The organism is Sphingobacterium sp. UBA7625 (assembly GCF_002484085.1).
Classification (GTDB): Bacteria; Bacteroidota; Bacteroidia; order Sphingobacteriales; family Sphingobacteriaceae; genus Sphingobacterium; species Sphingobacterium athyrii.
The window spans coordinates 97,527-117,215 of record NZ_DLJD01000024.1 but is presented as its reverse complement, the minus strand read 5'-3'; the positions used below and the strand labels follow the sequence as shown (position 1 = coordinate 117,215).

The 19,689-nt window shown below is 39.8% G+C and carries 18 protein-coding genes and 1 tRNA gene; 9 read left to right on the top strand and 10 right to left on the bottom strand.

All coding sequences use genetic code 11. The annotated features are described in order from the left end of the window. Positions 1–168: 168 nt before the first annotated feature. The 4 genes from B4G94_RS09740 to B4G94_RS09725 all read right to left on the bottom strand — a co-directional run bounded on the left by B4G94_RS09740 (position 169) and on the right by B4G94_RS09725 (position 4,096). Positions 169–241: transfer RNA gene (locus tag B4G94_RS09740), tRNA-Lys, on the bottom strand. 138 nt (positions 242–379) lie between these two features. Beyond that, entirely contained in the window at positions 380–658 is a 279-nt protein-coding gene (locus B4G94_RS09735) for a hypothetical protein (protein WP_286858587.1), read from the bottom strand. Between the two features lie 84 nt (positions 659–742). Continuing rightward, complete coding sequence (locus tag B4G94_RS09730; RefSeq protein WP_286858585.1) at positions 743–3,574, bottom strand: heavy metal translocating P-type ATPase; 2,832 nt, start codon at positions 3,572–3,574, stop codon at positions 743–745. Between the two features lie 288 nt (positions 3,575–3,862). After that, positions 3,863–4,096 carry a hypothetical protein gene (locus tag B4G94_RS09725; protein WP_108633278.1) on the bottom strand — a complete coding sequence of 78 codons (234 nt, stop codon included), beginning with the start codon at positions 4,094–4,096 and terminating at the stop codon, positions 3,863–3,865. Positions 4,097–4,364: 268 nt separating this feature from the next. Between B4G94_RS09725 and fbp the strand changes: the two genes are divergently transcribed. Together fbp and B4G94_RS09715 are read left to right on the top strand one after the other, a co-directional pair. Beyond that, the gene (fbp, locus tag B4G94_RS09720) at positions 4,365–5,372 is read left to right on the top strand and encodes a class 1 fructose-bisphosphatase (RefSeq protein WP_286858584.1); all 1,008 of its coding nucleotides are present in this window, start codon (positions 4,365–4,367) and stop codon (positions 5,370–5,372) included. Positions 5,373–5,490: 118 nt separating this feature from the next. Next, positions 5,491–6,939: a L,D-transpeptidase family protein gene (locus B4G94_RS09715; RefSeq protein WP_286858583.1), complete on the top strand. Its 1,449-nt coding sequence runs from the start codon at positions 5,491–5,493 to the stop codon at positions 6,937–6,939. 46 nt (positions 6,940–6,985) lie between these two features. On the opposite strand, the gene B4G94_RS09710 is transcribed toward B4G94_RS09715, so the two are convergent. Next, positions 6,986–8,575: a DUF3943 domain-containing protein gene (locus B4G94_RS09710; protein ID WP_286858582.1), complete on the bottom strand. Its 1,590-nt coding sequence runs from the start codon at positions 8,573–8,575 to the stop codon at positions 6,986–6,988. 169 nt (positions 8,576–8,744) lie between these two features. On the opposite strand from B4G94_RS09710, the gene B4G94_RS09705 reads away from it, so the two are divergent. Continuing rightward, positions 8,745–10,277: a SulP family inorganic anion transporter gene (locus B4G94_RS09705; RefSeq protein ID WP_286858580.1), complete on the top strand. Its 1,533-nt coding sequence runs from the start codon at positions 8,745–8,747 to the stop codon at positions 10,275–10,277. Position 10,278: 1 nt separating this feature from the next. Here the strand turns inward: B4G94_RS09705 and B4G94_RS09700 are convergent, their stop codons facing one another. After that, positions 10,279–10,869: a methyltransferase domain-containing protein gene (locus tag B4G94_RS09700; protein WP_286858578.1), complete on the bottom strand. Its 591-nt coding sequence runs from the start codon at positions 10,867–10,869 to the stop codon at positions 10,279–10,281. A 497-nt stretch (positions 10,870–11,366) separates the two neighbouring features. Between B4G94_RS09700 and B4G94_RS09695 the strand changes: the two genes are divergently transcribed. The 5 genes from B4G94_RS09695 to B4G94_RS09675 all read left to right on the top strand — a co-directional run bounded on the left by B4G94_RS09695 (position 11,367) and on the right by B4G94_RS09675 (position 15,067). Beyond that, positions 11,367–11,894: a hypothetical protein gene (locus tag B4G94_RS09695; protein ID WP_286858577.1), complete on the top strand. Its 528-nt coding sequence runs from the start codon at positions 11,367–11,369 to the stop codon at positions 11,892–11,894. Between the two features lie 261 nt (positions 11,895–12,155). Further along, a complete protein-coding gene (locus tag B4G94_RS09690) occupies positions 12,156–12,698 on the top strand; it encodes a hypothetical protein (protein ID WP_286858576.1) in 543 nt (180 codons plus the stop codon). 70 nt (positions 12,699–12,768) lie between these two features. Then, on the top strand, positions 12,769–13,563 hold the full coding sequence (locus B4G94_RS09685; RefSeq protein WP_286858575.1) for a hypothetical protein: 795 nt from the start codon (positions 12,769–12,771) through the stop codon (positions 13,561–13,563). Positions 13,564–13,659: 96 nt separating this feature from the next. Next, positions 13,660–14,460, top strand: a complete 801-nt coding sequence (locus tag B4G94_RS09680; RefSeq protein WP_286858574.1) for a class I SAM-dependent methyltransferase — start codon at positions 13,660–13,662, stop codon at positions 14,458–14,460. A 349-nt stretch (positions 14,461–14,809) separates the two neighbouring features. Further along, positions 14,810–15,067, top strand: coding sequence for a hypothetical protein (locus B4G94_RS09675; RefSeq protein WP_108633288.1), 258 nt, complete (start codon positions 14,810–14,812; stop codon positions 15,065–15,067). Between the two features lie 21 nt (positions 15,068–15,088). Here the strand turns inward: B4G94_RS09675 and B4G94_RS09670 are convergent, their stop codons facing one another. From B4G94_RS09670 to B4G94_RS09660, 3 genes are all read right to left on the bottom strand, one after another. After that, a complete protein-coding gene (locus tag B4G94_RS09670) occupies positions 15,089–15,625 on the bottom strand; it encodes a hypothetical protein (RefSeq protein ID WP_165308019.1) in 537 nt (178 codons plus the stop codon). A gap of 164 nt (positions 15,626–15,789) precedes the next feature. Further along, the gene (locus tag B4G94_RS09665; RefSeq protein ID WP_286858592.1) at positions 15,790–16,674 is read right to left on the bottom strand and encodes an AadS family aminoglycoside 6-adenylyltransferase; all 885 of its coding nucleotides are present in this window, start codon (positions 16,672–16,674) and stop codon (positions 15,790–15,792) included. 371 nt (positions 16,675–17,045) lie between these two features. Further along, entirely contained in the window at positions 17,046–17,504 is a 459-nt protein-coding gene (locus tag B4G94_RS09660; RefSeq protein WP_286858572.1) for a hypothetical protein, read from the bottom strand. A 318-nt stretch (positions 17,505–17,822) separates the two neighbouring features. On the opposite strand from B4G94_RS09660, the gene B4G94_RS09655 reads away from it, so the two are divergent. Continuing rightward, positions 17,823–19,022: an MFS transporter gene (locus B4G94_RS09655; protein WP_286858570.1), complete on the top strand. Its 1,200-nt coding sequence runs from the start codon at positions 17,823–17,825 to the stop codon at positions 19,020–19,022. A 73-nt stretch (positions 19,023–19,095) separates the two neighbouring features. Here the strand turns inward: B4G94_RS09655 and B4G94_RS09650 are convergent, their stop codons facing one another. Next, entirely contained in the window at positions 19,096–19,629 is a 534-nt protein-coding gene (locus B4G94_RS09650; protein ID WP_245935797.1) for a 5' nucleotidase, NT5C type, read from the bottom strand. Positions 19,630–19,689: the final 60 nt, after the last annotated feature.

The following is a 19,689-nucleotide window of genomic DNA, read 5'->3' as shown; positions in this document are numbered from 1 at the left end:
AATAAATTTGAGACAGCCTCTCCTCTGTGATCCCGCTGGGATTGGCTCAGCCCCACAGTTCCCGTACACATCCCTGAGCCTCCGACGGATCGAACCCGGCCCGCCCTTCTTTCGAATCTTAATCCCTTTAAACAAAAAAAGCTAATCTTACGATTAGCTTTTCCTCTGTGATCCCGCTGGGATTCGAACCCAGGACCCATACATTAAAAGTGTATTGCTCTACCAGCTGAGCTACGGAATCATACTTCTTTTAGAACTATTGTTCCTTGTTTGAAGTGATGCAAAGATAGGGTTAATCTCTATTCTACGCAACTATTTCTGCGATTAAAATGGGTTTAATGTGTTTAAACCTTCATTTTTAGTAGTTTATTTTTTATTGCTAGGACAGAAATTCGCGATCTTCATCGGATAATTTGGATTTTGGCTCTTCATAATCCTCTTCCGATTCATCAGATTTTGCTGTATGTTCCTGCTGTTGTTTCTTTTTACCGCCCTTTAACAAAAAAGCGAAAATAGTACCCATCACAAAAAAAGTCAGCAGGAGTTTCCATAATGTTATCTTGCCCTCCACAAAGAGATCAATATTGACAGTTTGTGAATTTTTGACCAAAACCAGCGTCACGATGACCGACAAAAGTATTAAAAGTATGTTGCGCATAATGATGATAAATATATGTCATTAGGAATGGCGAATATAGGTAATTATCTATTTTTCGGTGCTATCAAGCGCTTTTCTTTTTATTTACTTATTATCTATTCCAATTGTTGCGCGGTTTAAACGTAAAGAATTTAAAATCACTGAAACGGAACTAAAGCTCATTGCTGCTGCTGCTATCATGGGGGATAAGAGGATACCGAAGCTCGGATATAGAATCCCTGCCGCTAACGGGATGCCTAGAATATTGTAGATAAAAGCAAACCCTAAATTTTCTTTAATATTTCGGAGTAGCTTCCGGCTCAGTATTTTGGCTTTGGCAATGCCTATTAGGTCGCCCTGAAGCAAGGTCAGCGATGCACTTTCAATTGCTACATCTGTTCCTGTTCCCATGGCGATACCGATATCGGCTTGCGCAAGGGCAGGAGCGTCGTTAATACCATCACCAGCCATCGCTATAACATGTCCTTGTTCCTGTAAACGGTGTATTTCCTGCAATTTATCTTTTGGTAATGCATTTGCTTTGAAATGCCTGATCCCGACTTGCTCCGCGACGGATTTTGCCGTATGTGCATTGTCACCTGTAAGCATAATGACATCTACATTATGCTGAAGCAGGTAGTTTATAGCTTGTTTGGAAGAGGCCTTGATCTGATCGGAGATACTAAAATAGCCGAGTAAATCATTTCCTTTCGATAGGTAGGAGACGGTTTTGCCATGAGATTGGGCTGATTCGACAGCCTTGCGTATCCCGTCCGGAATGGTCACCTGCATGGATTCCATTAACAGCTGATTGCCGAGAGCAATCAATTCGCCGTTTATATCTCCCCTGACACCTTGTCCAGAAACGTTTTCGAAGTTGGTGACTTGTTGCTCTATTTTATTGCCTTCCTTTTTGGCCTTTTCAATAATAGCCTGTCCGAGTGGATGGGTACTGTTGCTGTTTAGGGAGGCAGCTAAAGATAATATTTCACTGATACTGCTTATAGGGCTGGGTTGAATGTCATCAACGGTAGGTTTGCCTTCGGTTATTGTTCCTGTTTTATCCGTTAATACAACATCAACCCGGTTCATTTTTTCCAAGGCACTCGCATCCTTAATCAGTATACCATTTTTGGCTCCCTTGCCAACACCGACCATAACGGACATCGGCGTTGCTAGACCAAGGGCACACGGGCAGGCAACAATAAGAACAGCCAATGCATTGGCAAATCCATAAGCTAGTGACGGCGCAGGTCCCCAGATCCACCAGACAAAGAATGTCAACAGAGCTATTACAATTACGATCGGAACAAATATTTCAGATACTTTATCGGTAAGACGTTGGATTGGCGCTTTACTTCGGCTAGCATCATTGACCATCTGAATGATCTGAGCCAATAGGGTGTCCGAACCAATGCGTTCCGCTTTCATCAGAAAACTCCGTTCGCCATTGATTGTACCAGAGCTGACCTTGTCACCTTCCTGTTTTTCGACAGGCAGGGGCTCACCCGTCAGCATGGATTCATCAATATTTGTGCTCCCGCTGGTAATCTGACCGTCGACGGGAATCTTATCTCCGGGTTTTACTTTCAGGGTGTCACCGATCTTAATCTGATCGACTCCAATTTTTACGTCAACCCCATTTTCGACCCGAGTAGCATCGGAGGGACTGAGTTTAATGAGTTCCTTGATCGCTGAATTGGTTTTGGAATGCGCTTTGGCTTCCATCACCTGACCGAGGAGAACTAATGTTAGGATGACAGTAACGGACTCAAAATATAGAGCAATATAACCGTGATGATTTTTTAGGTCAGCCGGAAAAATCTGGGGAAAGAATAGACCGACAAGGCTATATACAAATGCTGCACCCGCGCCAAGGGCAATCAGGCTGAACATATTCAGACGCCAGGTTTTGAAAGAAACCCACCCACGCTTGAAAAATGACCAACAAGTGTAGAAGACAACAGGCAGGGACAGAAATAATTGTATCCAGCCCGACCAATTTGGTGGAATGACTTTGCCGATGGGATTGCCGGGAAGCATTTCTCCCATAGAGAGAATAAATATTGGAACCGTAAACAAAATAGACAGCCACAATTTCATGCGGAGATCTTTATATATTCTGTCTTCATCATCATCGCTCCCGCCCGCGATCGGAACAAGATCCATACCGCAGATGGGGCAATTTCCTGGCTGATCCCGGACAATTTCGGGATGCATAGGACAGGTATATTGTGTTGTTTTGTATAATTCGGGAACTTTCTCCAGGTTCATCCCACAAACTGGACAGTGGCCCGGTTGATCATAAAGTTTGTCGCCTTCACAGTGCATCGGGCAATAGTATTTTCCTGCAGAACCTGCATGATGCTGCTTGGACACTCCGGCAACGGACTGTTCATTGTGCTGATGCATATGCCCATGATGATCGTGCTCCTGTGTGGAAGACCCATGATTGGGGTGACGATTATGATCCTCTGCCGTGGTATGTCGCTGCCGTTCAGGCGCCGTTGTTTTGTTTGCAGCAGATGGTCCGAAATGATCCGAATGATTTCCATGACTGTGCTCGTGTTTGCTTTGTGCCTGTTCGACAGGTATGAGGTACATGCCGCAAACCGGACAACGCCCGGGTTGATCATAGGTTTTCTCCCCTTCGCAGTGCATCGGGCAGTAGTACTTGCCCGAAGAGGACAGCTTTGATGAGTTAGTCTCGATTAAGGAAGGTGTTGGCTGACCCGGTTCGGTGATTTGGTAGTTACCTAATCTGGATAGGATTTCCCGTAGTTGCTCGATCGGTATTTCTTTCTGAGATTCTATCGTCAACAACGGTGGATCTAGTGAAACTTTAGCCTGAATTTCGGGAAGCTGATTAATCGCATTTTCAATAGTGGTTCTACATCCGTCACAGGACATTCCTGAAAGTCTATATTGGTATCGCATAGCATTTTATTGTAAAATAAATTTAAGGGTTATCGCTGGGTGAATGTTATACTTTTACACTGTTTTTTTGTAATATTTCAATCTGGCGTGTCCGTCGTGCTAATAAGAAAATTAGTGTATTGGGTAAATAATTGCCGTGATGTGTCACATAAAATAAACAAATAAAAGGAGCGATTTGTTTTATACGAATTATCCCTGTTGTACGCAGGCTATGGGATATATTAGACAAGTTAAATTCATCCTCTGAGGAGCGAATAGGATGTGCTTCTTAGTCCGGTAGTTTTTTATTTAGGAAAGGAGCATGGCTTCGGGATGTTTCATTAAGCGCTGGATTGTTAATTGATTGTCGAGTAATGCCTCATAAAAAGGAGCGGGAACCATTATTTTAAACGTCTTACGTGCTGTTTTAACGAAAAAAAGCGCACCATGAATGACTTGCTTATCATCAATGATCAAGGTATGTTGCGTAACGGGCTGACTACTTAGCTTTTCCTTTTCAACGAGCTGTATGAGTTGTTGCATTGTATCAATATATTTTGCCAAAATTACCAAATACTTATCATTTTTTGTTTTTTTTTATTTCTCAAAATTTAAAAGATATCTACTTCTTCTGACGCTTTGTTATCTTTTTTGTAGTTGGTAATCGTTTTAGCAAAAGAAAGTTTTCAAAGATATACGCAATCGATTGCGTATTTTGTCTGCTAAAGTTTAGCTGATTGAGGGGAGTGTCTTGCTAAAATCTATTTTACTTTTTTAGCTTTGTGAAACAAATATCCAATAAAACACTATTATGAGTGGTATAACAACATTAGGTCAATTTATTATTGAAAAACAAGCCGATTTTCCTTATGCAAAAGGTGAGCTGTCCAGGCTTTTACGTGATATCGGAATTGCGGCAAAGATTGTTAACAGAGAAGTTAATAAGGCAGGATTGGTCGATATTTTAGGAGATGCCGGGCAAACCAATATTCAGGGTGAAGGACAAAAGAAACTGGATGTGTATGCTGATGAGCAATTTATTAAAGCGCTTCAAAGCGGTGGCGAATGCTGCGTCGTAGCTTCTGAGGAACATGAAAATCCAGTTTATATGCAATCTGGAGTTTCAAAAAATGCGAAGTACATTGTTTGTATAGATCCCTTGGATGGCTCAAGTAATATTGACGTTAATGTTTCAGTAGGTACGATTTTTTCCATTTATCGTCGGCTTTCCTATACTGGCGTGTCCTGCAATAGTAACGATATCCTGCAACACGGTACCAAGCAAGTAGCCGCAGGTTATGTCATTTATGGAAGCTCAACCATGTTGGTATATACCACAGGCAAAGGTGTGAATGGTTTTACCTTAGACCCTTCCATAGGGGAATTCTGCCTGTCTCACCCCGATATGAAGATTCCAGAGGCGGGGCATATTTATTCGATCAATGAGGGAAATTACTCTAAATTCCCCAATGGTGTCAAGCAATATATCAAATACTGCCAAATGGAAGACGTGGCTACCCAGCGTCCCTACGCGTCGCGCTATATTGGATCTATGGTTGCTGATATTCACCGTAATCTACTGAAAGGGGGGATCTTTCTTTACCCGACGACTTCAGCACACCCGAATGGAAAATTACGATTGATGTACGAATGTAACCCAATAGCGTTTATCGTAGAACAAGCAGGAGGAAAGGCGACGAATGGGTATCAACGTATTTTGGATATCGAACCCAAGACGCTGCATCAACGAACAGCTGCATTTTTAGGCAACACGGCAATGGTGGAACTCCTTGAAGATTTCCTCCAAAAATACCAGTAATTCATTCCTGTAGTGATTCGATGACAGGGAAGATTCGTTTGCCAATAAGAATTATTTATCTTTGTCCCAGAAAATGGCTTCATTATTGCGAAGCCATTTCTTTTTCATTATTTTTAGTATGTCACGTTTTTTAGTTTTTATTTCCTTCGTTTCAATTGTATTTTTTTCTTGCAAAGAGAATCCGCCCACTTATGGTGATGTGCTGGCAAAAGGTTTTGAACAAAAATCTTATAAGGAATTTGATACAACAGCTTATGTAAAGGTGTTTCAGGAAGTATATAGTAAACAGAAAGCCAACTTGCATAATCCGAGCTGGATGAAGAAATTATCTGATTCTACGGCAGGAATGACTTTAATCGCTGAACATCTATTTGATGGAAGCATTGATACCCTATTGAGTTATTTTGAACGAAGTGAAGAACATGGGATACGTAGCAGTTACTACCATACTGCGGAGATTAAAGAAACCTTATTTTCCCTCCGGAAACTGAAACCAAAGGATGTCGCGGAATCTTACCCTCTTTTAGCCAAGCTGGACCTTTTGGGAACAGATGGTCTTGTGGCTTATGTCAGCAGCATGAAATATGGTGTGGTCAATCCAAAACGTCTATATGGAAGATATTTTGTGCCTCAGAAGCGCATGAATTATACAGCGGTTGTTCACTTGTTGGACAGTGTCAAGATGGGCCCCCTGATGGCAGAGATACAACCGAAAAACCAATATTATATTCAATTTCAGGATGTGTTGGAAAATGGTAATCTGAATAATGAGCAAAGGGCTAAAGTGTTGATGGTCTTGGAGAAACTACGCTGGATGAGGGAGGCTTTTCCAGAAAAGTATATTTTTGTCAATATCCCAGAACAGCGATTGCGCATCATGGAAGATGGTAAAACCAGTCAATTGATGAATGTATGTGTTGGAGAAACTGATAACCCTGCCTATACGCGCAAAGGTGAAAACCATGAAACGCCGGTCATGCAGGGTATTCTGGATGCAATGCAGGTCAATCCTGTTTGGAATATCCCCAGCAGCATTGTGAAAAAGGAATTGTTAGCGAGCGTGCGGAACAATCCGAATTATTTGGCTTCGCGTAATATGGTGGCTTATTATAAAGGAAAACAAGTTGATCCAAGTACGGTCAATTGGAATGCGGATTCGGTGGAGAAATTCCGGTTTAAGCAAAACCCTGGTTCGGACAATTCTTTGGGGAATGTGAAGTTTCTGTTTGAAAATGCCTATTCGATCTATCTTCATGATACACCTGCCAAACAAATGTTCGGGCAGACTAACCGTGCCGTGAGTCACGGCTGTGTGCGTGTTGAAAAACCTGTAGACTTAGCCAGCTATCTGGTCAATAATGAGAAGCAAGCCGAAAAGATCGCAAAAGAAATTACCTCTGACTCCATTTCCAAATCCCGTTGGGTAACGCTGAAACGTCAGATGCCTGTATACCTTACTTATTATACCACCTGGCTTGATGATGATGGTAAAATAGTTTCTTACCCGGATATCTATGGCTATGATCCTCGTCTGAAAGAGGCGCTGAAGAAATATTGGACAAATTGATAAAAGCCTTAACCGCGATTGGTTAAGGCTTTTTTTATATTCCGATTTAATATTCAGAGTTATAAGCGAGGGCTAAACGTATAAAAGGGTAGTCTTTATTCACATTTTTATGGTCTTGGTAATGCCCCTCCAGCCTAAAATATCCTGAGTAAAGATTGACACCAAAATTTTTCCAGATCCGTACTGAAGCGCTAGTCGATGCGGTATGAAGATAATGATGGGATTTATTGCCACTGATGGTGACAAAATAGCCTCCACGGTAGTCTATTCCAAATTTGAAGCGATTGAGCGTACTTAGGGTTGCCGATGCCCGAATATCTGCTCCCGGTCCATAGTCGTAGGTGCGGCTTTCGCCAAAATGAAGATACGGATCTGGTACCGCTGCCAAAACTACCGGGCCACCGGCAAGGACGGTGGTCAACTTGGTATGTTGGCCGATATTAAAATTGGAATAAATGTTATAGTTGATACTCTGTGATCCATAATAGAAGGCTTCATTTCGCAGAAAATCAAAATGAGCGGAGACGATTCCACGATGTCGCCCTGTTAAGTTGGATAATATACGGTTGCCATAAAGGGAGGCATAAACATTAACGGCATTTACGACGGAACTATCGTCTGAACCAATCTCAAGATTCAGGAAAAAATCGTCAAATGGTTTCTTCTTGTCGATATCGTCATTGTTATATATCAGCTTGATGCGCGCATAAATATCGTTCTTTCCCCGACTTAGGACATTGTGTTCTTTGGCATCAAATCTCCGGATTCCCAATTCAACTTCCGTATGAATCAGCGAACTGTCAATGACTGCTCCCTTCGTGGTATTTCCCCAACGGCCATCAAGCAGTCTGTTTAACCCGTTTATCGGATTGATCAGCATGGCTAATACTTCTTTTTTATTGCGTTGTCCTTTTGTGAGACTGGGCCTTGCCAGGATATGATGTGAAAGACGATGGGTCATCTCCCCAAGGATCGTTCCGCCAAAACTGGTGTTAATGATATCGTTGATCGAAGGCGGTTCCGTTTCACCAGCTGTCTCCCAGATGTAACTCCCGGCAACAGTAGCCAATGTAGACTGCAAGAAACTAAAATTGTTGGACCGGAATGAATTGAAATAGAACTGGCCATGGTAGGGGTGGGCAATCTGATTGGTAGCGAAGAGATTATCATCCCAGGTCCAAGCTGAAAACTTCAAATGGCTAAAGAAATTTTTGAATGAAATATGGGAGACCGGATCTTTACGGATGAAATAATTAACCGATGCAGGGATTGCCTGAATGGAAAACCATTCTATGCCCGCCCGCAAAAAGTTTTTCTTTTGATAATTGATGACACTATCAGGCAGTTTGGCATTGATCCGATCGGAAATCCATCTTGCCTGTTGTCTCGATACGGCTATGCTGTCTTTTAAATTTGCGCTCCTTACGGCTCGAACGACACTATCTACCAATGTAGGCAAGTATGTGCTATCCGATACATTTACCGGATTTACAGCGGCATATTGGGGGCTATTTTGATTTGTTTGAACGGAGGCAATGACAGCTGACTGGGCTAAAACTAGGGGGCCAAAAACGGTAGTAAATACATTCAAAAGCAAAAATAAAATATAGCGATAAAACTTTGGATTTTGTTTCATACGGGTCAATATACTGTTTTGCAATAAAATTTGTATTCAATAACAAATATTGAGTAAAAGTGTTTTTACGATGATCATTTCTTTCTTCTTTTAGCTGCATTTAGGTTGCTGATATGCACGAGGGAATGTTACCTTTGCAACGCTTTATAACTGTTCAACTGATTTTGATATGAACAATACCTTTGAATTTTTAAACATACGGCCTGTCAATTTGAAAAACGAGCTATTTGCCGGTTTGACGGTTGCCATGACCATGATACCTGAATCGCTTTCATTCGCCATATTAGCAGGCTTGCCTCCTTTGACAGGTTTGTATGCCGCTTTCTTAATGGGGCTTGTGACTGCTGTGTTTGGAGGGAGACCGGGTATGGTATCCGGTGGAGCCGGAGCTACTATTGTTGTTCTGATGGCGCTTGCGGCAAGCCACGGTATAGATTACCTTTTCGCAGCTGTGGTCCTGGCAGGCATCTTGCAATTTTTGGTCGGTGTTTTTAGGTGGGGAAAATTTGTCCGTTTGATACCACAACCTGTTATGTATGGATTTCTAAATGGATTGGCGATTATTATTTTTTTGGCACAGGTCGTCCAATTTAAAGTGAATAGTGGGGACGGCGCGGTTTGGATGTCGGGTTCAACTTTATATATCATGGGCGGACTTACGCTATTGACTATGTTGATTGTTATCGGATTCCCGCGGCTCACCAAAGCAATCCCCGCTTCCCTGATTGCTATTTTGGTTGTTTTTGCTATCGTCTCCCTACTGGGGATCGAAACTAAGAAGGTGGTGGATATTGCCTCGGTCAGTGGGTCATTGCCGCATTTTCGTTTACCGCATATTGCATGGAATTGGGAAACATTGCAATTAATCTTTCCTTATTCCCTTGTTATGGCAGGTGTAGGACTTGTTGAATCACTTCTGACACTTAATATGGTCGATGAGATTACCGCGAGTAAAGGGAATGCTAATCGCGAATCCATGGCTCAAGGGCTAGCAAATATGGTCAATGGATTTTTTGGTGGTATGGGAGGATGTGCGATGGTCGCCCAGACTTTGGTAAACTTGAATGCGGGCGCCAGGACGCGGTTATCTGCTTTTATTGGAGCGATGACAATCCTGTTGATTATCTTGGTAGGAGCTCCTTTTATTGAGCAAATCCCCATGGCAGCACTTGTCGGTGTGATGATGATGGTTGCTATCGGCACTTTTCAATGGGTGAGTTTTCGGATTATCAATAAGTTTCCGAAATCAGATATTTTTGTTGGTATTCTTGTTGCCGGCATAACGGTACTATTGCACAATTTGGCTTTGGCGGTACTTGTCGGTGTCATAGTTTCTGCATTGGTTTTTGCCTGGGATAATGCGAAGCGTATACGGGCGCGAAAATATGTTGACCCAGAAGGTATAAAACATTATGAAATATATGGGGCTTTGTTTTTCGGTTCCACAGCTAATTTTTTAGATAAGTTTGATATTCAGGAGGATCCTGATCATATCATTGTAGACTTTAAAGAAAGTAGAGTAGTGGATATGTCTGCTGTGGATGCACTAAATAAAATTACCGAGCGCTATGCAGTACAACAGAAGAAGGTGGAACTCTGGCATCTCAGTGAAGATTGTCGCTCCCTCCTCAAAAATGCGACGGGAATTGCTGTCGTTAATATTAAGGATGACCCAACTTATCAGGTCATGCCCGGAAAGTAGGTTATTTTTGTCTTAATTCGATGAAAAGCTCGCTTCCTTGTCGCTGCGGTATACTATTGAAACAGGTCTCCATCTTTAAAATATCAAAGGTTGAATGAAACAAATGCTGATATTCCGCTTTGTTTCCACCAAATGGAGGCCCCTCTGACGGGAATTCCCTATCGAACAACAAACCTGCGAGAATACCGCGCGGTTGGAGCAATGAAGCTATTTTGCTGCTGTAGCTTTTTCGTAGGGCAGGATCCAATGCACAGAAAAATGTCTGCTCAAAAATATAGTCGTATTGTTGTTCATGCTGAAAAAAATCCTGACAGATAATTTGAAGCTGCGGAATTTCACCAAATGCTTTTTGAACCTGATCAACTAATGTCGGTGCGATATCAAGCAAGGTGATATTTTCAAAGCCTTGCTCCAGAAGTGCCTTAGCTTCGTGCGCGTTGCCACAACCGGGAATTAAAATAGATGCGTCTTTGGGAATTACGGTCTCTGCATACTTTATAATCGCTGGTGATGCATAACCAATATCCCATCCGATCTCCATGTTTTTATAGCGATTGTCCCAATATTCTTTGTCAAGGTCCAATAAATCCATAGCGTCCTAATTTGTGTTGAATCAATTGGTACAATTTAAGTAAATCTCCTGTAATACGGTGTTGTTTTTGTTTTTTACTTGAAACTATGTGCATAAAATTAATGAAGATATTCCAACGGTGAATGAAAATAAATTACTTTATTTCAGTCTTTTGGCCTTTTGCTTTTAAAGTCGGTAAAACAAAAAGCCAATTCGTCGTAAATTCCAGAAATTTACTATTTATTCCACTTGACTTTCCTGCTTCCAGGATTCTTTCCGTTGCTTCTTCCGAGAAGGTCAATTGATCCTGCGAAAGTTTAAAATCTTTGGTACTGATTCTTAAAAATCATGAAAGTGGACATATTGTAAAAGGAATAGCGCGAATTGTAAATAAACTCATTTTTTTGTTGCGGGCGTATTAGCTTTATATCTATGAAATGCAACTAATATGCGGTTAGTATAATTTATCGGCTAGCTGTATAAATGGTTTACAGTTAATTCAAGGAAGAACTTTATAAATGGAACAGCACTTACAAACTCAGGCATACAGCTTTGACCGGATATTTCGGTATAGCTTATATGCCGCTTTAATTTCTTTTGCTCTCATGTTCGCTAGCACACTACTAATTGGCAATATCCATCCCTTATGGAATGCCATTCTCGTTATAGGTTTCCCGTACTCCTTGTTTGTTTCGAAAATAAAAACGAGTGGCGACAATATGATTTTTGAAGAAAATCATATTGTTTTGAATGGAAATCGTATTGATTTTCAGGACATTGATTCTTATCATTTGTTTGACTCGTTGAAACTTTATTTTGTATTACGGATCAGGTTGAAAGCAGGCCGACAGCATATTCATTATCTTCCGGTTGAGATAAAACAGGATGTCGAAAAATATTTTGATAAAGCAGAAGTGAGAAGTGATAAGAGGTCCTTTGATTTTATTGCGCGGTATTTTATCTTGTTATATGTCCTGCCTTTTTTCACCTTTCTAGGATTAGCCTATTCATTAGGTACGCGTTTGTATTATTTTTTACAGTATTGAGAAAATCGGGGAAGACCATCAAATCCGGTAGAAACAATAGGGCATAAAAGCAATACCTTAAAACCTTCCAAAATGAACCAATTAACGTCAGCGCCTATTTGAAAATTTCGTTATTATAGACGGATATTCATTGTGCTCGGTCGAATATTAGACTGATCTAAAAGTAGATGACGCATATTTTATATTTGGTTGTTGGGTTAAATATCGGAATATTTTCCTGATAGCTACTGCGTTTATTTAGACACTATTAATTTCAATAACATGAAAACAATGAAAATGACAATCTTGACCCTGTTGGCCGGATCGACTTTAGCGATATCAAGCTGTGGTGCAGGGAAAGATCAGCCTGCAATACCGATTAATGCGGAACAGTTTGAAAAATTATATGAAAACAAAGACAATGACGGTAAACGATTTAGCCTGACGGGCTATCCTTATCTTAATAGCGATGTGACAGTTCGTAACGACATGGAAATTGCCGTTTCCTTGTTTTCTCAACCCAAAGGAAAGGGAGATTATATCGCCAGTATAGATTTGGGCTATAAGGATAATAAAAATGGGATGTATATTCCTGATAAGTTTACAGCCGACGATTTGCAGGTTTTTGATAAAGAAGGGAATAGTCTTGGCGTAAACGATAAAATTACTATATCTTTCGAAATGGAGCTGGATACCAGGCGCCCGCCAAGAACAGGGATCAAAAAATTAGAAAAAGATGAAAATGGCCATCCTAAAATGGTTGAGCAGAAACCGGCGTATTATGGCGATGGACCATCTGATATTATTATCGAAAAGGCGAAATGATTGTTTTTCTTATTGAACCAGGCATAGGGGTGATACATGAGTGATATTAAGAAGTTAAAACTTGATTGTTATGCTGGCACTTGAAAATTACAAAATATTGCTGTTTGTATTAACGCTGCAATGCTGTGGGAACCATGTACAGAAAGCCGTGGACAGTACCATACATCTTACTGATGATGACAACGGAATTGTAAAATATAAAAGTGACTCAGCCAATGAATTGGTTTTAAACTTCCGTGATCACAGTTATTTTTATAAGGAAACAAACTTACCTTTGAAAGCAGGAGAGGATGTGGGGTATGAAAATCAATCCAGGGGTACATTTGCAATCAGGAATGATACGTTGACTTTTTTCTCTTCAATGCCGTCGCAGGTAGATGTTACAACGGATTGGTCTACGAATACAGAATTTCTGCCCTTGTATCAAACCCATGAGGAAATTGATGCCAACAGCGTGAAGATCTATTTTGATAATATCGCTGAACCGCAATATTATCAGGCGTTTGAGTTTAAAAATGGAGGATTTGAAAAGCTGAGGGTGAAAAACTGTGTAATAGATGGGGACTTTGGTTGGATAGAGGGCGCAAAAGATAAGATCCCATTGCATCAATATTTACTTATTGAAAAGCCACAAAGCAATAAACTTTTAATTATTGACAGTCTGCAAGCGCAGAAAAGTTATTTTTTTGATTTTGATCATATCCCTTTTCGCTCATTTCACTTTTACACGCGAGCATATTGGAGTTATTACGATTTTACAGGCTTAACATTTGTCCGTACAGACAAGAAGCTTAAGCTAATTGACAAAAATAGGTTGGGGCGTTACCAGCATTCCGCTATGGATTTGATATTTTTAAAAAAATAGGGGATTAAAGGTGATAACTACCGTTAAAGAGATTATTCTTCTGCAAGAATGGGGAGAATCGTATAAATTATTTGGATAAAAAGGGTAGATTAGTCTATGAATAAAGAACAACAATATTTGGACATAAACCGAACATCCTGGAACAATAGAACAGATGCGCATCTTAATTCTGAGTTTTATGATCTTCCCAGCTTTCTGCAAGGGAGAAACTCGTTAAATGAGATCGAGTTAGGTTTACTTGGTAATCTGGAGGGTAAAACTGTTTTGCATTTACAGTGTCACTTTGGCCAGGACACCATTTCACTGAGCAGGCTAGGCGCGGAGGTGACCGGAATGGACCTGTCCGATAAGGCAATTGACAGTGCGCGAAAAATAGCTGAACAGACAAATGCCAATGTTCACTTTATGTGTTGTGACATATACGATCTGCCGAATCATTTAGACCAGCAATTTGATCTTGTTTTTACGAGTTATGGTACAATTGGCTGGTTGCCAGATTTGGATAAATGGGCACAGGTCGTTTCCAGGTTTTTGAAACCCAATGGGAAATTTGTATTTGTTGAATTCCATCCCGTCGTTTGGATGTTCGATGATAATTTTGAGAAAGTTGGTTATAGGTATTTTAATTCTGGAGCGATTATAGAAACAGAAACTGGAACCTATGCGGATAAAAATGCAGCTATAAAACAGGAATATGTGATGTGGAACCATAGCATAAGCGAAGTGGTGAATAATTTGATCAAAAATGGACTCCGTATAACACAGCTTGATGAATTTGATTATTCGCCTTATAATTGTTTTAAAGGGACGATCGAGTTTGAAAAGAATAAATATCGGATTGAACAACTCGAGGACAAAATTCCAATGGTATATGCTGTGGTAGCCGTAAAAGATTAACGATTGGTTTTTTGTAATGAAAACGAGGTAGTTATGATCAAAGTACCAGAAAAAAGTCTGATGCGCCAAGGGCAACTGTCGCAGAATTTGCTTGTCGTTTGGTCAATCTATTGATTTTTATAGACTTGAAGGTCTTGAAGAGGATGATATATTATTGATGGCTAAAATAATTAGTATTTTAATGTTTTCTTTTGTATATTTACATGTTCCATTTGCTGCACTATAGTGCTATTGATCGATTTATTGTTAGATTGGTGGCAGCGATAGATTAGGGAACCCATATTTGTTTATGAGCTTTAGATAAGCCGAACATTTTTTTGATAGAATAATAAATTTTGAGTTGCTTGTCATGGAAGAGACGATTGGACAGTTAGATACATCCTATAAAGGGCAGATATTTCGCATTACATTTAAAGAAAAGGATTTTCAGGTTCAGCTCTTAAAAAAAAGCCCTACCAAAGACGAAACAGCGCTGGAAGTATTGTTAGATGGCGGGCTACAAACATTGGTAAAGAAAAAAGAGAGATGGTCTTTTCTCCAAAATGATTTAGATCAGGATCTAGCAAATCACATCTGGCGAGCCATCTCTCTCCGATATAGGCTTTGATATGAATCAAATTAAGGTTGCTTAATTTACTCCAGCGGCGATAAGTTCGGTTGTAAGTCCTAAAAATCGCAGTAAGTCATTGCTGTCAAAAATTAGCGTAGCATAATGCTTTCCTTTTTTAAAGGTGAGTTTTGTACCACCTGGAAATGTGCTTCCAGCTTCCATTTTTTCTGTTTTAGCAGCATATACGCTAAATTTTGCTTTGCTCTCCTTTAGGGTTGTTTTGTTGATCACAAGATTGAAAGGAAGCCCCGCTACAATGAGTGGTTTATCGTCCGGAATATCAAAAGATACTTCATTAATAGTATTATTTTTTCCAAGACTAGCATACAGTTCCAGTCCGGATTTTGTTAGCCATTTGGCATATTTTTCTTCATTTGCATCTTCGTAGTAAACGGTCTTCGTATTTAATGCAGTTTCAATCTTCTGTGCTGTTTGCGGAAAAATAAATTCTGAATTCTTATTTAATAGCGAATTTAAACCTGCATTGTTTTGCGAAAATGCGCTTAAGGTCAATAGCAAGAAGAACATATTCAATGTTAGTGTTTTTAGTGTCATAACGATCTTATTAAATTTTGAAAATATTATAATTAAAGATATTAAAAAATCAGTCAAATGAGCAAAAAGAAAAGAATGGCAAAATAGGCTGAGATTGCTCTCGATTCCAGTTGTTAACAATAACTAAGCCTAAGCGTCTGATGCATTTTTGAGTACCACTATCGCTATATTGACGGACTACGGGATATTTCTTTTGTCTTTAAAGCATTGAGATATATTCTGACATCCGCTTCAAGTTTTGTGGGATATTCATAGGTTAACTTACTTGCGAGTTCCCTGCCGATCGCTGCGACGAGGTCTGCCATTGCAAATAATGCCTTCCAGTTTTCGCTTATATCGCTGCCTGAAAAGGTTTGGATTACTTTCTCCCAGGTCTGCCGGGGTAAATATTTCTCAAATAGACGCCCGTGTTTATTGGTTGTGATGTTCCATTCATGCTGGCTGGCTATATCCCACTCAATTAATGGTACCAGATAACTGGTACGTATATTATCTTCGGACATAAATTTCGCATAAAAAATATCCTTTCTAACGAGACACTTGGCTACATAGGTGCAGTCCCACCAAAAGTCATTGAGCAGCTGCTCGAATTTTTGTGCTGTAGGCCTTTTGATGACTGATACCTGATATGTCGGTTTTTGGAGCGTCTGTGTTATGCCTTCCTTATCTATAAGTACTTTGTAGCCAATATCCCAGTCTTCAGGTAAGTGCTCTTGGTGAACCTCTTCTAAAAAATTTGATTTACTGTATAATTTAAAATCAACTTTTGTATGATCAGCGTATAAAACCATCTTCATTGCGTGTTTGTACTCGAAGTAGCTTTCATCCTCTTCAACCATGGCAATAGGGGTACCAAAGTTATTTATCCAATTCTTATCCAGAATATAGTTTGTATTGTCATCAAATACAAGTTCGATATCTAGATCACTTAATTCATCGATTGGAGCCAGAGGATTTACCAATGAACTTGTCAGGAGGACTGCGCAGATATCCGGATTGTTTTGCGACCAATCAATAATTTGCCTTAATTTTTCTTCACGTGTTTGCATGCGTTTAAATTTATTGATAAATACTGCCCTATTATTTGCCGGCTGCATGTCGCTGATCTTTTTTCCAAAAGATTCGGAGCGGCGAATATCAAAAATATACGAAAAATTTGTCTGCGTGACAAGTTCATAACAAATCAGCTGTTCCAAATTTCTACCTGATCCGATATTTGTTGAACCGTACGCCTTTAGATTTTACATGTAGTAAAATTGGCAATCTTTCTTATATATTTTATAATTTCGGGTATACGACTTTCTAGATGCCTTGGAAAATACATTAAATAGCATATTTTTAGTGCAGATTTAACTATTTAATCTATTTACTTTTAGTAATTTAAAGGTTTGTGAGTAAGGTCACGGAAAATGCTATTTATTTAGAAACCGAAGAGTCCGCTGAAAATAACAAGACAATAGATTCCTATCACTAAGAAGAGATTGATGCATAATGCTGCATAATTCTTTTTAGCAAGCAATCGTATTGATTCTATCGCAGTATAAATAATAAGTGGTATTCCAAAACCGAGCAGCTCAAAATAGAGTAAATAACCCGCGCCCAGACGATCAGTTTCTTTATCTATAAACCATTGGGAAATAACGATGATCAGGGCAATAAATAAGAGGACACTCAATCTGACCAAGAGATGTTTTCTTAACTTTCTATCCTTTAAAATCGGTCTTTTGACAAGAAAGACCGTCCCTACGAAATACAGTATTAGGAATATAATCCCCAGAAACTGTCGGAATGCGTAAGATACATCAAACCAGCCATTCGTATAAAGTAATCCGATAATTAGCGTTGATGCAAGAAAATAACCTATAGTTTTATAATTCATTTCGTGAAATAGCTGTTTTTTATGGTTCACTATAAAGCCTTTTTGCAGGAAAGACGTTGTTTATGCCAGTAATTTAAAGATAAATCATGATTATGGCAAAATAGTCCTCCAACATAAGGTGTAAAATCATTTTTTGGAAATCGTAGTTCTGGTCGGGGGCCACATGAGTATTGGTAATATTGATTTATATCAATTGTTCTATTGCTTTAATTTGCATTTTTTGCAACATTATGCAATAATATGCTTTATTATTGATAGTTTTGTGTACTGAGCCTAGACAAGTCTATCGCTATACTATTTTAGTTTATCTCAATTTATATGGAAATTAAATCATTGCCCATTCGTCCGGATACAGCGCGAAATGCTGTTAGGTTTATCTTTTTTGTGTGCGGGCTGGGGCTTGCCAGTTGGGCGCCTGTCGTTCCTTATGTTAAACAGAGGCTCGGTATAGATGATGGTGTGTTGGGGCTTTTGATGCTTCTTATCGGCGGTGGAGCCCTTTTTATCATGCCATTTTCGACTGTTCTTCTAAATAAGTTTGGAACAAGAAAAATTATCTTTATTTCGGGCATCACACTTGGACTGATCTTGCCGATGTTGTTAATTGCTAATTCCATAATGACCATGGGGATTACGTTATTCTGTTTTGGTATGTGCATGGGAGGAATAGAGGTTTCGGCAAACGCACATTCGATCCTGATCCAAAAACTTTTTGACCGGCCAATCTTATCCGGTTTGCATGGCATCTTTAGCGTTGCGGGATTAACGGGATCGCTTGGTTTAGGACTATTGATAAAGCTGGGATTTCAGGCAACTTATGCCATGTTGTCGGTCTCCTTATTGATTGTTATCATTATGTTTGTCATGTACCGTAGATTGTGTGCGCATGATGATGAAACGCGCATTAATAGCCATCACGACGATAAGGAAATGGCAGTGGGCCAGTCCAAATGGGCAGGTTGGTTCAATTTACATGTTTTATTTCTGGGTATGCTCTGTTTTTGTGCTTATCTCTCCGAAGGTTCGATGCTGGATTGGAGTGCCGTATTTTTGCATGAGGAAAAAAAAGCACCGCTTGAAATTGCGGGTATAGGATATGCGGCATTTTCTATCGCCATGGCCACAATGCGACTTTTTGGTGACGTGCTTGTCGTTTGGTTAGATCATCGTGTTGTTGTGGTCGGAGGGGGACTCTTAGCGGTATTCGGTCTGTTGATAGCTGTTTTATCACCCTCTTATTGGGGGGCATTGGTAGGATTTATTCTTCTGGGTTTCGGGGCTGCGAATATCGTTCCGATTTTATTTAGTCATGCCGGAAATTTAAAAGGAGTAGGGGCTTCGGCAAGTATTCCGGTGATGTCAACCTTAGGGCATTCGGGGCAATTATTGGGACCTGCCTTGCTGGGCGGAGTCGCACAGTTTTATGGAATTTCAACTTCGCTTATGGTGGTGGCTTTTCTTATGCTTTTGCTTTCAGTTTCTTATTGGATCTATTGGAAATTCCAGACTGGAAAATAAAATCCAGTAAGCTATTGCTGGCAAATTAATCTTGCGATTGGCCAGCTGTAGTTTAACCGTTGGACGTCTTATTTTACAGATCAGCGGTAAAAAAACGATGTGCGTCCGTCCAGTTCTTCAATCTTTCAAACCGGTGCTCATTGACATTGTGAAATGTATCAAATAAAAGCCCTTTTCCAGAAAAGCTGTCTAAATTTTTTAGATGATCGTCAATGAGAAAATCGGTGTCTATAATCCCTTTACTCCCACAGAACACAATGTTTTTCCAAGAAATAAATGGAAAATATTCCTGTAGCCATTCCCGTTTCTCTAAAAGACTATTTGGAAATTCCATCGCGGCGGATACAACAAAAATATCGTAATAATGCTGTAATTCTTTCACCACGTCTTGTGCATCTTGTGCAACGGGAATGCTGCGGAAAAAGCCCGGTTTATGCAAATATCTTAAGACTGCCGTTTTATCAGGTAAACAATCCGCTTCTTTTAGTCCCACGATATCGTTCTCATTTATCCGTATACCAGTTTCATCAAAATAATGTGAAAGATAATGCCGTTGGATGTCTGCGAGTACACCGTCCATATCGATGGAAATTGTCTTTTTTATCATAATTTTTATTTTTATTATGGCACAAATGTAATCATATAATTGCAAAATATTGCAATTATA